Source organism: Stenotrophomonas sp. 22692, from assembly GCF_052045015.1.
GTDB lineage: Bacteria > Pseudomonadota > Gammaproteobacteria > Xanthomonadales > Xanthomonadaceae > Stenotrophomonas > Stenotrophomonas geniculata.
In genome coordinates, this window is sequence record NZ_JBQEMR010000003.1 from 62,348 (window position 1) to 76,412 (window position 14,065).

Below are 14,065 nucleotides of genomic sequence, written 5' to 3' on the forward strand. Positions count from 1 at the left end.
TGGTCCACCCGTCAGCTTGCCACTCTGGATTCTGGCCAGTCGAGTTCCCCGTCACCATGCCGCTGGTGATTTCGCAGATGTTAGGGATTGCCCGAGGTTGGGCCTGCGGCAGTCGTGGCAGGCCCAGACAACTGTCAGTTCTTTGGCATCGAACACCCTGTTCGAATCTCCTTTCTTCCTGAGATTTCAATTCGAAACCCATTCGGAGCTCAGATTGGTAGTGGCGAAATGCGCAATTTGAGGCTGGAGCTTCCGATTCAGCTTTGAGGCTGCTGCTGAGCCAACGCGGAATATTTGTGAAGGACTACTTCAGTTTCCCCTTGAGTTCCAGATCGGAGATGGCCGTTTCAACCTCCCATTGCAAAGTTTGTGGCAGCTGGCTCGAAATCGATCGGATCCGGAGAATTGCATCAGTCCCGCCCGGCCGCTGCACCAATGCCTTAAAGATGCGCTTCACATCACTTGACCTTGCCGCGGTGATAGCGAAATCCAGAGGTTTCCATTCTGACCGGAGGTAGGACAAAACTAGATCCTCTCTTGCATCGCGACACTTGCCCCAGTCGTGGCTTGTAAAGAACTTAAGCAAACCAAATGCATCTTCAGATCGGCGTAGAACTTGGTAAGCCGGTGGGAACGTGGCCGAGACCATCGTCCCGGCATTGACGTGCTCTGAAGCTAGGAGAGCAGGTAGAAGTGTGGCGGAAGCTCTCAGCTGAGCAGAAGAACTCTGCGCTGTCGAATCCCAAATGAGCCGCCCCAGCGTCATCGCGGTTGAATACGAATAATCAGTGAGTTCGCGCTTGCTAATGGTTCTCGCGATTAGCTCAATCTCTTCAAGAATTCTCTGTCTGGATGACGGAGCGCAGCAATCGATGATGGCTACATTCCTCTCGAATAGCGCTGGAGCGAGATCCGGATGCAGTGCGGCTCGAGCAATGCGTGCTGCCTGAATCCTAGCGCCGAGATGGTCGAAGAGCATTTGAACTGAATGTGCCCACGAATCGTTGGTCACTGCACTAAGGAGGTGCTCAAGTGACATCTCGGCTAACGCGTGGGCTTCCCGACTCGAGGCGAAAGGAAGAACCTGGAGCAACCACGGCGCTATGAATTCAGGCTGTGGTCGGGTGGTGCCTAGAATACGAATTACTCCGCTCGCGCCATGCTGGGGGAGCTCGCAAAGGATGCGTAGAGTTCCAATTAGATCTTCATGGAGCGCCAGCATGGCACGCAATTCGGTGTCAGACGCCAAGTCGACCAGGTGAGTCACCAGCCGAATTCTGGTCCCAGCTGATAGACTGATCTGCCTGATGACCCACTGCAGATCCTCCGCGCTTGATGTGAGCATCTCGCTGATGAGCGAGTAGACCTCCTCTGTCGCGGGTAAGCGCGCTGCAGTGTCCATAAGCGACTTCTTCGCAGAAATCTCATTTGAGCGACGTTGGAGCGCCCGGCGATACCGGAAATTGCTAAGACTGCCTGCCTCATAGAGACAGAGCAACTCAGCACAGAGCTCACCCTCGTCCAAGCTGCGAATCAGAATTGCCGCTGGGACGAAGTGGGCGGAACTAGTAAGTAGCGGCAAAAGCCTGTGCTTCGCCATTCGCTTCTGTCGGGGCGATGCGGTGGACAGCCCCTCTGCGATCCCTTCGGAAAGACTCGGTTGCTCCGGGACCAGCCAAGCAGCCAGCGCCTTGCTTCCGACGAGCGCTTGGATAATACCCGCGGGAGGCGCACTCACAAATTCTCGGGCAATCCAGGCTTCTCTTTTCAGCGAGATGCCGTCACCCAGTGCACCAAGAAGCAGTGGGCGAGCGTGAGACTCTACAAGCATGTCGATGCTGCGCAGCGCGACGTCAGGCGAAGAGGTTGCCAACGTGCGAGCAGCGGAGCGAATGCGGCGTAATACAGACAGGCCTATGGGCACACCGCTCAACTTGTCGGTTAGCGCTAGCAAGAATCGCCATGCGTCGGCAGGAGCCAGCGCTGCAACAGCTAGGTCAGCCGAGCTTGCAACCCTTGGCTCGAGGGCGTGTATGGCTTCGACGCTTCTGGGGCGGCGGCTGTTTACGATATCCAACAGTCCAAGGATGGCGTGAGGGGCTTGATCGACCTTCTGTAAAAGTTCGGTCCAGAGGTACGCGATCCTGAGGTCGGCCTCCTGTGAGATATCCAATTGTGGTCCCAGCTCTCGACTCGGAGCGCTAATGAGAGAAGGAACGACGCTCTGGAACAGCTGTTGAGCAATGCTCATAGACCAGCGATGTCGGGGAGATGAAGATCGCGTAGCATCGATCTTCCTTCCACTCCATTCGCCGAATTTCGACCTGGCATCCTTGGGCGAAAAAACAATGTCAAAGCTTCGCCCTCCTAGCGTGCGAGGTGAGAGGGCAAATGTGGAGATGGCAAGTTCACGGCGAAGCGCTGGCCAAACTGCTGTCAGTAGTCGACATGCAATGGCCTCTGCTGCTGTGGATCCGAAGACAGCGATGGGCTGTCTGTCCTCTAAGAAGATGGCTTCCACGAGTTCCGTCGCGCTTGCCTCTTGAACCGTGTCAATGCCACCACTAGTAGTTGGTAGCTGCATTGGCTCCGCGACGATCTTAGGTCCGAGGCTGTCCAGTAGTGCAACACATGCTTGGAGGCACACGCCTCGTTCCCACGCTTGCATAGGAACGAAAATGCTCCGCGTACTGACACAACCCGCTCTTGAGGCCTCTAAATCCTGCCACGTCCTCGCCACTACGTAGTACATCATCGAGGGAAGAGGATATAGGGAGAGATACGGCGGGAACTTTTCACCTGGCCGCAGCGGCCCGGCAACGTCCGACAGGCGGTCGACCAACGCCTGATCAATTTTTCCAAGCTTTACGCCGGCGGATAGCAGTTGGTGGCCTTGCCGATAGCCATGCAGTTGCTGAGCGAGAATTACATTCATCTCAATCTTGCTCGCCGATAACCCATGCAACTGGTAGTGTCACGTCTGGAGATTCCTCCCAGCGATCGCCTACCATCCGATGAACACCTCCCATCTCAGAGAGCTCTGCTTCAAGGCACTCTCTCTGGAAGTCAGGCTCACTTAGATCGCCACCAACGATAGATACGCCGTAGACGCTCATGTCAAGCGATTCACACCCTTCAATCGCTCCGGCGAACAACGGGAACTGAGCCGTGAGATATGCCTGCGGCCCAGTTGAACGCGTCGCCTCATCCAGCAGGTCCCATGCCGTCACCATCACGGCGACACGGGGCTTCTTGCCAGATCCAGAGAGACGCTGCTGAAGCAATCGCAACAGTTCGCAAAGAACTACCTGAGTAGGAATTTCGGTATCGTTGTTCTGGCCGCCATACTTTCCCGCAAGCTGGCCGCGCGCCACAACCCAATTGATTGGCTGGACATTTGACGGCGAATGAACCCGAACGAAGATGAGAGCGCCACATGCCTTCTCCAGCTCTTCCAGCCACTCTTGGGGGAGTTCACTGTCGCGTATCGCCTCTTGCCATAGCTCGCCTGAGAAGTCTGGAACAACGAGATGAAAAGGGGAGCCTTGATCACCGTCCTTTAGTTCCGCGGTGAACTCGCGCCTATCAGAGCTGCGGTCGGTTCTTCCGGAGAACTCGCCCTTCAATAGCTGTTCGCAGATTGAATCTACGTACTCGATGTTGCTAGGCATACCGATCCGCTGAAGCCTGCCTTGGCGCTCCTTAAGCGCGATCCAAAGGCGGCCGACGTAGTTGCTCTTTCCGGAGTCAGGACCGCCGATCAAGAGAATAGAGCGATGGCTCACAGTTGCCTCCTGTAGTTGGCGAAAGCTCGACCAGATGCGGAAGGTGCAACGTCCGGCCACGGATCTGGAGCGGTAACCATCCGTGAAAGCGTGGTGTCTATCAATTCTGACAGGCCCTCGCCCGGCTCAACCTCGCCATCATTCGAGAATGATGCGATCGGCGCCAATATTAGCTCCAAGCCAAAGGAGAGTGCGGTCTTTTGAATCCTGAGCAGCGATGTTGGCGGGAAGGCTTGCTGGTCGCGCCATGTGGAGACAAGAACTACTTGTGGCGATGAACAAAGGAGCGGGGAAAGCCGCTCAATGAGATTTGTCAAAGTGTGCTCGGCACGCTGTCTGGTCTTGCTATCGGCAAACTGTCTACCGTCCACCATGATCCAAACGACTTCTGCCGATCTAACAAATTCAAATCGCTCGATCTCGGAGTTGTTGATTAAAGATGTGGTCCATTCCCCGGGCAGGTCTGGCATCAATAGGTCAAACTTCCTTCCGTCGCGGTTCCTCTTCAGTCGAAGATGCAAGAATCCAGCTTGGCGGGCATCACTTATCTCTGTGCGGGTGGTCATTTGCTCTGGTGCTTGTCCGGCATTCCAGCTGCGCGCACCGCGAGATATTTCGTCCAGAGCCATCAGGGTTTCGCTATCGGAGTAGCTATATCCCCTCAGTCGTTGGTGAGCCAGGAGCAGGTAAAGGCTGGCAATGCAGGCAGTCTTGCCTGCATCGGGGAGACCAAGGATAGCGACTAAGCTGACATAACGCTTCTGCATCAACTTGCCTGCCGACTCAATACTTAGCGTTCCCGTTCTCGGCAGAGCGATAGCCGACGCCGTGGGAGCCGGCAATACCGCGTCGCCAGGAGCTGTGGTCGTTAGCTCTTCAAGAAAGTTGCTGTCGGCGCCCTCCTGTTTGTGTATTTCGACAGATTGGCCTGCGGCGCCGTGCGATTCGGCAGCGAAGCTTGTCGATTCTGGGCAAAGCTCAGGCGATTGATAGCCCTTCATGCAACGATTAGTCTGCGCCACAGTGCACTCCGGCGCAGAACACTGTGCCATCTTCATTTTTGAGTCACGTGTGGAGTGGTCAATCGTGCGACGCTACCTTCGAGCAATGCTCTAGCTCCCCAGTCCGCCAGAGAGCGCCTTTGGGAGCTAAATACGCCGTCCGACGAGCAATTGGCTATCGCATACAGTAGAGGGAACACTGCAGGCGCATGTGCTGGTGGCGGCAAAGCAGCCGCAAGTTTTTCTCTGTGATCGGTAATTTCCGCCATAAGCTCGGGCAGGGCGACGGACTCTCCATTTGAAATATCTCTCAGGACAATATGGCGATGACCGTGTCCTGGGAGTTTTTTCAGTCTATTTGCGGCATCAATTCCCGACGCCAGCGCTCTGGTTAGGGGCGGAAGCGCGGCAAGCGAAGCGTCAAGGCTATCGCTGTGATTTGCGAGCAACCACCACATGAAATCGAGTTCTTCACGATCCAGTTCGGCGTTGCGTTCAAGTGCGACCACCATTGGTTCGACGGCCTTCCTGAAGGCCTGATTGACCTTGAGTCCTGCGGGCGAGTCTTGAGAAATGGTGACAGCTGCAATCGCTGGCACCTCCCTACGTTCTCGACCTGCATCTGCTGCGCTCAATGCCCGGGCGCGACAGGCTTCCAATAGGTCTCGTCTTACGTTCTCTGACTTTTTCTCTTCAATTGGGAGCTGGTACGAAAGCGCAGACCACAGCGCTGCGGCCAAGAGGTCTGCAACCTCCGACTGTGATGTCGGTAGCTCTTGAACGATGAGGTCCATCACTGCAACTGAGAAAAGAACCTTAATCTGATGTTCATCGCTTTCGCTAGATGCAACGAAAGAAACGGCATGTTTCTGGATTTTCCCTGCGATTAGAGCGGAGGTCGTGCTGGGAAGCTTCTCCACATTTCCCAAGGCGTTGGCAAGGTCTGACGCGTGTCTAATTGCTTCTTGGGCCGAGAGTTTGGCTATCCATTGGGCGATGTCTGCAACGGCTCTCCTTCTCTTCTCCACCCAATCGTCATTGACGATGGCCCCAAAGAGCAACGAATACTCAGCAAGCTTGTTCATTCTTCCCCCTGTGACTTTGCTTTCTCGGAAACTAGTTCGGTTACTTTCAAACTAAGGACTTCAAGCTTGTTCTCGCTCATGACGAGCTCTCTTAGCAAACTGGTTTGATAGCTATGGGTGAAGCCGTCGTCCATATCTCCGACAATCGCGTCTAGGTCTGCGAAAATTCGTAGGCGATCACCCTCTGAGATGTCTCTGAAGAACCTCAGGTGAAGGTTTCGGTATTCGGTTTCAGAGGCGGCGGGAGGCGATGCGCTCTCCTCGCTATCAGTGTGACGAATGATCTCCACTGGTTGAGGCGCTTCAGCAGGCTCGTCTCTTGGGTGGGCAGTAGGTCGGGGTGCTTTTGCAAAGTTTGGAGAGCCAAGCACAGTCGTTTCTTTCGTCTTTTCAAGGCGATCTTGATTGGAGACGAAGCGCTTTAGATCGTCATTCCAGGCTCGAAGATGAAGAGTAACGGCGAGTGCGTCGGCGTTCTCATCCCAGTCGAACTGAATAACGTTGTAGGCGTAGGTGTAATCGCCTTCAACTCTGTCGGGCGTAGTCGCACCGGCAGCGAGCATCATCAAGGAACAGCCGTCTTCAACCTCTTCGACCGATACGGCTGCAAGATGTTCATGTCCTGAGATGAACATTCGAGCTCGACCACGAAGGAAGTTTTTGGCGTCCTGAGAGTCGGCACACCAGCTCAGCGGATGATGCGTTAGGACAACTAGTTCTTCGCCTGGCGCAGCGCGCATCACCCGCTGCTGCTTGCCGAGAAGAAGTGCTCCTTTCTCCTCGCGGCCTTTGGTGCAGGTGAGCGCAGAGTTGAGCCTGACGAATCGGATGGATCGGCCCCGGGCTAGCTCAATCTTTCTCTCGGCGCTGCTTTGCCCCTCGCAATCTAACGGGCACTCATATGCAGCCGCAAAATGTCGGTAGTGCTCAAAACGGGTATACAGAGCCTCGCGACCTGCTGGGTCCGCCAATATCTCGTCCAAGGCCGCTTCACCCGTCCGATGGATGGAGTCCAGAAGGAACTTTGTTGCTCCTTCGATTTTATCGCGGTCAACATCATGATTCCCTGGAACCATCTGTATGTCGGAAGGGGCGCAGCCAACGCGTGCGGCAAGCTCATCAAGCCATTTGCCTGCGTCCTCATATTCATGGTGTTTGCCTGCGTAGGCGATGTCGCCAGTTACCAAAATTCCTGATGCTGCTCCTCCAGGCAGGCCGGATATCACGTATGCAGCATCCTCAATGAGCCCTTGTCTAGCATCCTCATTGATTTTTCGCGGTCCTCCAGGCCGTTCCTGCCCGAAATGAATGTCCGAAAGATGAACGAATATTGCTGGCACAGCCCCTCCTGGCTTCCCTATTGTTAGGCAATGACGGCTGTCTCGCCTTTGTTGCTTCCTGATGCGAATTTCTTAGCGATTGGCTGCGCAATTGTAGAGCGAATAAAGGTCGGTCAAGTCTGATTTTGGGGATACTCCTGTGCCCGAATCCCGACCGCCGCCGTGAATCCGGATGCACTTCGCTTGGGGCGCACCCTTTTTGGGGCCTCGCCCGCCGCGCCTGCCCCGCGGGCGAGGGGAGATCGAGTCCTCATGCCTAACTGAACATATCTTCTCGCCAATTATGATCCTCTCGTCCGATTGTTGCACCCTCTTCAGCGCAGTTGCATCCTCTTTGCAAGTTCACAGCCCACCAAGGGCGCCGCGCTCGCGCTGTGGTGCGGCGCCCGGAGCGGCTGCTGCTGCCAGCGCTTCGGATTCAGCCCTTCGCCGCTGACCGAGGTAATGGCCGCCAACTGCAGGGCATCGATCTCTTCGCTATCCGGCAGCAGGCTGGGCAGGCGCGAGGAGCGCCGCCTATCTGATGCTATCCGGCGGGTTCACCGGGGTCTTCGTTGGCAAGTACTTCCGGTATCTGTCAGCGCTGCGCAAGGGCATGCCCAGCAACTTGGGCACGGCGCACTGAGGTAAGGAGGGGCCTCGGCTCTTGCAGGCTCATTTTGACTTGGCGTCCCATGAAGGTGTCCGCTTCTGGCCGAAAGCAGACGCTTTGGCGACGAATGGCATTTACGTCGCCAAGGGTGCGCTCATAAGTCAGTCCGGCCTGACTTGCTGACAAGCCCACTCAACCAGCCCCCGGCAAGCCAAAAACAACCCATCCACCACCCCCTCATCCAAATGCCGCTCCGGGTCCGCTGCCACCCGGCAGCGGTCTGCCGCGTGTAGCAGCTCCAAGACCGTCAGCGCTCCCACCATCGCGCGCTCGCTCCTGGCCAAGCTCACGCGACGACCAGGTGACACATCGGTTTCCGGCCAAGGATGCCCATCAGCCCCTTCGCAGCCGCGCATGCGCTTGAGGATGCCGAGGAGGGAGTTCAGGTCGGGCAGGGGAGTGTCGTCGTTGATGGGCTCAACAACGGTGTACGAAGAGAAGGTGTCGGATTCGTTCATGGCGTCGGCTTCCGTGGCTGTGCTTAACAGCGCCACCGCGAAGGGTGGCGGACGATGCGTGGCTGCAAACCGGAAGAAGCGATGTCATAAGACCGGCGGGCCCGAGGGCCCCCACGCACCGCCCGCCATACAGGCCGACGGATTGCCCGCCGGCACCGGTTAAGGACGGTGCCGACGGGCAAGCGCAAACTACAGACATCGCTTTCTTCGGGTTTGCAGACCCGGCCACCCGTTGTCGGTGGCGCGCCATGGTGTTTACGCAGCCGCTTCGAATGCCAATAGAAATTCGCGAAGGAATCGACGAACTCGAGAGCGAAGAACTATTGTTGCACGCACCATTCGTGCAGCGCGCGACGCCAGCAGACGCATTCGTGCAGCTGCCCTGTCGATTGCGAATCAAAGTGGCGCAATCGCCCATGCCGCAAGCGAATAGCGCGACAGCCTTCTTTGCAACAGTTCTTAGTCCGCCTCGCCAAGCAACGGCGCCCGATCAGCCGCACATCCCGAAAAGCGGTTCAAACCCGACATCGCCAGCGCGCCTCGCGGCCTCAACAAGTGCGATCCTCAGCCGCATTCCCCACCAGCAACTCAATCATCGCCCGCGCCGCCGCCGACTGCCGTCGATGCGGCGCATAGATCACCGAGAACGGCCGCGACCGCCCGCGCAGCTGCGGTAGCACTTCCACCAGCTGCCCACGCCGCAGCCGCTCGCGCACGATGAACGCATAGCTCTGGCAAATGCCGATGCCCTGTTCGGCCAGCGACACCACGCCCAGCACATCGTCGGAGGTCTCGATGGACGAACGCGGCAACCAGTCCACGTCGCGCCCGTCGTCGCGGAAGATCCACGGCGCCAACCGCCCGGTGCGCGGCATCACAAACGGCAGGCACAGGTGCTGCTGCAGCTCGTCCAGCGTCTGCGGCGTGCCGCGGCGCTGCAGGTAGTCCGGCGAAGCCACCAGCAGCAGCGGCGCATCCTCCAGCTTCCGCCCCACCAGCCCGCTGTCCGGCAGCTGGCCCAGGCGGATGGCCAGGTCGAAGCCTTCGGCCACCAGGTCCACGTTGCGGTTGGTGATGTTCAGTTCCACCTGCACCTGCGGGTACTGCTGCGCAAAGCGCGCCAGCACGGGCGGCAGCCGGTAGTGGCCATAGGTGGTCGGCACGCTCAGGCGCACGCGGCCGGCCAGCGCACCGTCCTGGGCCAGTACGTCGCGCTCGGCGTCGTCCAGCAGGCCGAAGGCGGTGCGCACCTGTTCCAGATAGAGCCGCCCGGCGTCGGTCAGGCCCACGCGGCGGGTGGTCCGCTGCAGCAGCTGGCGGCCCAGCCGCGCTTCAAGACGAGTGACCGCGCGGCTCAGCACCGAGGGCGTGGTGGACAGCGCCACGGCGCCGGCCGTGAACGAGCCGTGCTCGACCACCGCGAGGAACACTTCCACATCGCCCAGGTAGTCGAACTTGCGGCTCATTTGGCTCTCCGGGGAACAGATGTTTTGCGATGGGGCCAATTTATCGCCGCTGGGACGATGAATAAAGTGGCGGCCATTCCCCGATAGGAGCTCCCATGAACCTGATGACCCGGCTGGCCGCAGCGCTGGCCCTGACCCTGGCTGCGACCGGCGCGCATGCCGCAAACGTGCTGGTGGTGCTGTCCGACGAAAACCACCTGGACCTGAAGGACGGCAAGGTGCTGTCCACCGGCTTCTATCTCAACGAGCTGATGCAGCCGGTCAAGCTGCTGCTGGACGCGGGCCACCAGGTGACCTTCGCCACGCCGCAGGGGCGGGCGCCGACGGTGGATGCGTCCTCGGTGACGCCGGCCTACTTCGGCAACGATGCCGCGCAGCTGAAGCTGCACAAGGACCTGCTGGAGAAACTGGCGCTGACCTCGCCGACGGCCTCGCCGGTGGTCAGCCTGGCGCGCGTTGAGCAGCAGGGCTACGCGCGTTTCGATGCGGTCTACATTCCCGGTGGCCACGCGCCGATGCAGGACCTGCTGAAGAGCCCGGCGCTGGGCCGGCTGCTGGCTGACTTCCACCAGCGCAACAAGACCACCGCGCTGGTCTGCCACGGGCCGATCGCGCTGCTGTCGGCGCTGCCGGATGCGGCGGGTTTCGTGGCAAAGCTGGAGACGGGTGCGATGCCGGCCACGCCGAAGTGGATCTACAGCGGCTACCAGATGACGGTGATCAGCAACCAGGAAGAAGAGCAGGCCAAGCCGCTGCTGGGCGGCGGTGAGATGAAGTTCTACCCGCAGACCGCGTTGCAGCGGGCGGGGGCGACGTTCAGCATCAACACCACGCCGTGGACCGGGCATGTGGTGGTGGACCGCGAGCTGATTACCGGGCAGAACCCGGCTTCGGCGCTGGAGGTGGGGCAGCGGTTGGTGGAGAGGTTGAAGTAGGGCGGGTTCTGCACCGCATGCGGCGCCGTGGCACCATGGCGGACTGGCTTCGTCCCTTTGGGCGAGGCCGGTTTTCCACGGAAGCTCTAGAACACGACATGCGAACGTCTTTTTTCATTCTCTCCGCCCTGTGCCTTGGCTTGGTGTCCGGCTGTGCCAGTGGCCCGGAGGAGCACGCCTCAAGCCGCGAGATCACCAGTGCGTTCGTGGCCGACGACGGCCAGCTGTACCTGCTGCCGCGCTATGACGAGCCGATGCGCTTCAATGCCGCGCCGTTCCGCGAGTACCGGGCGCTGATGGACAGCCCGCTGCGCGAGGCGGTGGCCTGCGCGCAGATGTACTTCCATGAGGATTGGCGCGACCCGGCCAACAAGGCCAAGGTGCACGGCAGCTATGCGCTGCTGCTGCGGCCGGAGCAGGTGACGCCGGAGCAGGCCGCGCAGTTCAAGCTGGAGCGGATTGAGGTCCCCCCGCGTGAGGCCAAGGCCGTGGAGGAGCGGGCGCGCTACTACCTGCCGATGGACCGGACCCGTTACGCGCTGGCGTTTGACCGGGCCTGCAATCTTTCCAAGAAGGGCGGCAGCTATTACAGCGCGCTGTTCGAGGGCGACGGCGAGCGGGTGAAGTTGCCGGATGCTGCGGCGCTGGCGGAGAAGGGGAAGCTGGCACAGCCGATCAATGCGCGGGCGCAGCGGATCCTGCCGGAGATGGAGGACAAGCCGGGTGTGGGTTCGGCGGCGGGCAAGGTGCTGGGCGCGGCGTTGATCCCTGTGGCGGTGCCGGTGTTTGTGTTGAGCCTGCCGTTCCTGGGGCCGGATCATTGGAAGTGATGGGGCGCTGAGGGAGAGCCCCCCGTGTGGCGTGGACCTACCGGAGATGGCCGTCAGGTGGAGCGCTTAGGCCTCCACCTCAACCGACTGTTCTACGGCTGCCTGTCGCTGCAGCCGGGCCCTGAAGTAGGCGGCAACCTGCGGGTCGGTCGCATAGACGTAGCAGCCCTTCATTCCTCGGGTCATCAAGGTGCGGTAGGTATTCCTGATGATGGTGTCCGCGAGTTCGGCGGCCTGGGTGGGGTGAGACTTTGACAGCTTTACGAACCCCTTCATGGTCTTGTCGTGCCGGTCCCGCGCGCGAGGTACAGTCTTGAGCTCGCCGTCTTCCACGACCAGGTCCGGCCCGATGATCACCCCGATGTAGTCGACTTCCAGCCCTTGGCAGGTATGGATGCAGCCCACCTGGTCAATCGAGTCTGCGGAGACGATCCAGAGGCTTCCGTCCTTGTCCAGGTTCCATTGCCGCCGGTAGCTGCCGATGACAATGTCCATCTCCTTGGTGTTCTTCTTGCTGTTCCACGGCCAGCAGTAGCCGGCTACGACGCGCGCGCGGTTGTCGGCGTTCTTTGATTCGATGGCGGCATGCAGCGCGGTCGGGTCGTCAAATATCTGGAAGTCGTAACTGATCCCATCCAGTGTGGTGTTTGCGGTTGGGCGGATCTGCAGCACGTCATCCAACCATGCCAGGTAGCCGTCCGAGCCCGCACAGCGGAACTGCGACGACAGAACGTACTCCTCCACGGTGGCGCCACGGGCAATCGCAAATTCCCGGATGGCTTCCTTGGTGCCGATATCCTTGAGCGTGACCCGCTGGTCTTCATCAATGAAGAACACGCTGCACAGGGCAGCGTTGATCAGCTCCATGATCTGGTTCTTGCCCTCGTTTCCGTAGAATCCGCCTTGCTCGGTAAGCCGGTGCGCTTCGTCGACGATCAGAGCGTCGAACTGGTTCTCAGGAGAATCAATGAACGCCCCGGAACCGCCGAAGAAGTGGTGCAGGCGCGCGTTATCCTTCGATTTTCCGAGCGCGTTACTGTAGACCGCGCGCGGTGCGGCATTCTTCGAGACGTACTTGACGTTCAGGCCATCGCGTAGCGTGGCCAGGAGGTTCACGGCGACGATAGACTTGCCCGTTCCTGGGCCGCCCTCAACGATGACAACACGGGGTTTCCTGTCTGCGCGCGCCTGAGCACATGCTGCCTTGGCTGCCTCGAATACATGCTTCTGCTCGTCCAGCAAGGTGAATGCACTATTCCCTGACAGGAGCCGATACACTTCGTCGGCGAGTGCCTTGGAGGGGCGGATACGCCCGCTGTCCAGTTCGGCCAACACCGGGAGGCCGTTACCCTTGCTGGTGTACTGACCAATGAAGGTGCGCAGATCCTGAAGGTCGGACGAGCCCTTCAGAAAGAGCGGGGCACGCTGGATGTAAGGCTGGTAGTGTGGCGAGTCGATCACGCCATCCCGCACATAGTTGTGCAGGTAGGCACAGGGGTGAAGCTGGAGCTTGCCTTCGTAGACGGCTTCATTGAAGCCCTCCAGGAAGGTGGAATAGGACCATGCCTGATAACTGGGGTGGACGCGTAGGTCTCCCGGGCGTAGCTCGATCATCGCGTCACGAGCGGAAGGCTTGATCACCGACCACTGCTTGAGTTCGACAATGATGACGTGGGGCGAATCGTCCGCGGCGTGGCCGGTCAGGACAACATCGATGCGCTTTCGCGATTGTGGAAGAATGACCTCCACTGCCACGCCGATGTCCCCGGGAATGGAGGGATGATTCAGCGCGCGAGCGACATATCTCAGCGAATCACGCCAGGAAACGACTTCGGAGCTGCTGACCCTGGTGTTCGTGGCTGCCTTGTAGCTGGCGAGGATGACCTCCTCGATCTCCTCGTTGTTGCAGTCACGAAGGAACGCGTCCTTGTCCGCCTGATAGACGATCATGACTGCGCCAGCTTGTTGTACTTGGTGCTGACGCCACGAGAGAGGTCCACCGGGTACTTGGCGGCGTTCGTGGCCAGCTTGCTGCTGACGGCTTCATTCAAGTCGATGCCGAGCACGTCAGACAGTCGGATGAGGTACAAGGCTACGTCGGCGATCTCATCGCGCACGGCCTTGGCGGTGGCTTCAGAGGACGCTGCCTTGAAGGAGTCAGCCTCCGTCATCCACTGGAAGATTTCGTTCAGCTCTCCAACTTCACCAGAGAGCGCCATGACAAGGTTCTTGGGGGAGTGGAACTGAGCCCAGTCGCGGGCTTCAGCGAACTCCCTGAGCGCCTGGGCAGCGCCCCGAACCTCAACAAGAGGGTGATCCATGACATGGCCTTATACGACACAAGTTGGCCAATTCTACCCATCCCGGCAGGGCGTAAGCGACAGACGCTGTGATATCCGAAGAATCGGCGGGACGCAGAACAGCTCTGGTCAGAGAAGAGGGGCATCGCAACACCGTCAGTAGGGCGAAAGACAGCAGCTACAATGGCTTCCTGCACCCGATGGAAGCTCAGC

11 protein-coding genes and 1 pseudogene are annotated in these 14,065 nt (G+C 59.2%); 2 read left to right on the forward strand and 10 right to left on the reverse strand.

The window, feature by feature from the left end; all coding sequences use genetic code 11:
- Positions 1–304: 304 nt before the first annotated feature.
- The 8 genes and pseudogenes from ACTJJM_RS04835 to ACTJJM_RS04870 form a co-directional block, all read right to left on the reverse strand.
- Positions 305–2,935 (reverse strand): GAP1-N1 domain-containing protein, encoded by a 2,631-nt coding sequence (locus tag ACTJJM_RS04835; RefSeq protein WP_440865188.1) that lies wholly within the window; start codon positions 2,933–2,935, stop codon positions 305–307.
- A gap of 1 nt (position 2,936) precedes the next feature.
- Complete coding sequence (locus tag ACTJJM_RS04840; protein WP_440865189.1) at positions 2,937–3,785, reverse strand: hypothetical protein; 849 nt, start codon at positions 3,783–3,785, stop codon at positions 2,937–2,939.
- Entirely contained in the window at positions 3,782–4,786 is a 1,005-nt protein-coding gene (locus tag ACTJJM_RS04845) for a TRAFAC clade GTPase domain-containing protein (RefSeq protein WP_440865190.1), read from the reverse strand. The genes ACTJJM_RS04840 and ACTJJM_RS04845 overlap by 4 nt, the downstream gene beginning before the upstream one ends.
- Positions 4,787–4,839: 53 nt before the next feature.
- Positions 4,840–5,871: a GTPase-associated system all-helical protein GASH gene (locus tag ACTJJM_RS04850; protein WP_440865191.1), complete on the reverse strand. Its 1,032-nt coding sequence runs from the start codon at positions 5,869–5,871 to the stop codon at positions 4,840–4,842.
- Positions 5,868–7,211 carry a metallophosphoesterase gene (locus tag ACTJJM_RS04855; RefSeq protein WP_440865192.1) on the reverse strand — a complete coding sequence of 448 codons (1,344 nt, stop codon included), beginning with the start codon at positions 7,209–7,211 and terminating at the stop codon, positions 5,868–5,870. Before ACTJJM_RS04855 ends, ACTJJM_RS04850 begins: the two co-directional genes overlap by 4 nt.
- Before the next feature lie 347 nt (positions 7,212–7,558).
- Positions 7,559–7,720, reverse strand: a pseudogene (locus ACTJJM_RS04860) (ATP-binding protein); the annotation flags it as partial.
- A 244-nt stretch (positions 7,721–7,964) separates the two neighbouring features.
- On the reverse strand, positions 7,965–8,321 hold the full coding sequence (locus ACTJJM_RS04865) for a hypothetical protein (RefSeq protein ID WP_440865193.1): 357 nt from the start codon (positions 8,319–8,321) through the stop codon (positions 7,965–7,967).
- A gap of 548 nt (positions 8,322–8,869) precedes the next feature.
- Positions 8,870–9,787 (reverse strand): LysR family transcriptional regulator, encoded by a 918-nt coding sequence (locus ACTJJM_RS04870; RefSeq protein WP_440865194.1) that lies wholly within the window; start codon positions 9,785–9,787, stop codon positions 8,870–8,872.
- Positions 9,788–9,882: 95 nt separating this feature from the next.
- Here ACTJJM_RS04870 and ACTJJM_RS04875 point away from each other — a divergent pair, with 95 nt between their 5' ends.
- Both ACTJJM_RS04875 and ACTJJM_RS04880 read left to right on the forward strand, forming a co-directional pair.
- Positions 9,883–10,722 (forward strand): type 1 glutamine amidotransferase domain-containing protein, encoded by an 840-nt coding sequence (locus ACTJJM_RS04875; protein ID WP_440865195.1) that lies wholly within the window; start codon positions 9,883–9,885, stop codon positions 10,720–10,722.
- A 98-nt stretch (positions 10,723–10,820) separates the two neighbouring features.
- Positions 10,821–11,552: a hypothetical protein gene (locus tag ACTJJM_RS04880; protein WP_197654200.1), complete on the forward strand. Its 732-nt coding sequence runs from the start codon at positions 10,821–10,823 to the stop codon at positions 11,550–11,552.
- A 66-nt stretch (positions 11,553–11,618) separates the two neighbouring features.
- Here ACTJJM_RS04880 and ACTJJM_RS04885 read toward each other — a convergent pair whose 3' ends face one another.
- Entirely contained in the window at positions 11,619–13,502 is a 1,884-nt protein-coding gene (locus tag ACTJJM_RS04885) for a DNA/RNA helicase domain-containing protein (protein ID WP_049410906.1), read from the reverse strand.
- Positions 13,499–13,873: a nucleotide pyrophosphohydrolase gene (locus tag ACTJJM_RS04890; RefSeq protein ID WP_049410903.1), complete on the reverse strand. Its 375-nt coding sequence runs from the start codon at positions 13,871–13,873 to the stop codon at positions 13,499–13,501. The genes ACTJJM_RS04885 and ACTJJM_RS04890 overlap by 4 nt, the downstream gene beginning before the upstream one ends.
- Positions 13,874–14,065: the final 192 nt, after the last annotated feature.

Excerpts from the sequence above, each read along its gene's own strand:
- ACTJJM_RS04835 (WP_440865188.1), bottom strand. The coding sequence starts at position 2,935 with ATGAATGTAATTCTCGCTCAGCAACTGCATGGCTATCGGCAAGGCCAC.
- ACTJJM_RS04845 (WP_440865190.1), bottom strand. The coding sequence starts at position 4,786 with ATGAAGGGCTATCAATCGCCTGAGCTTTGCCCAGAATCGACAAGCTTC.
- ACTJJM_RS04850 (WP_440865191.1), bottom strand. The coding sequence starts at position 5,871 with ATGAACAAGCTTGCTGAGTATTCGTTGCTCTTTGGGGCCATCGTCAAT.
- ACTJJM_RS04865 (WP_440865193.1), bottom strand. The coding sequence starts at position 8,321 with ATGAACGAATCCGACACCTTCTCTTCGTACACCGTTGTTGAGCCCATC.
- ACTJJM_RS04870 (WP_440865194.1), bottom strand. The coding sequence starts at position 9,787 with ATGAGCCGCAAGTTCGACTACCTGGGCGATGTGGAAGTGTTCCTCGCG.
- ACTJJM_RS04875 (WP_440865195.1), top strand. The coding sequence starts at position 9,883 with ATGAACCTGATGACCCGGCTGGCCGCAGCGCTGGCCCTGACCCTGGCT.
- ACTJJM_RS04880 (WP_197654200.1), top strand. The coding sequence starts at position 10,821 with ATGCGAACGTCTTTTTTCATTCTCTCCGCCCTGTGCCTTGGCTTGGTG.
- ACTJJM_RS04885 (WP_049410906.1), bottom strand. The coding sequence starts at position 13,502 with ATGATCGTCTATCAGGCGGACAAGGACGCGTTCCTTCGTGACTGCAAC.
- ACTJJM_RS04890 (WP_049410903.1), bottom strand. The coding sequence starts at position 13,873 with ATGGATCACCCTCTTGTTGAGGTTCGGGGCGCTGCCCAGGCGCTCAGG.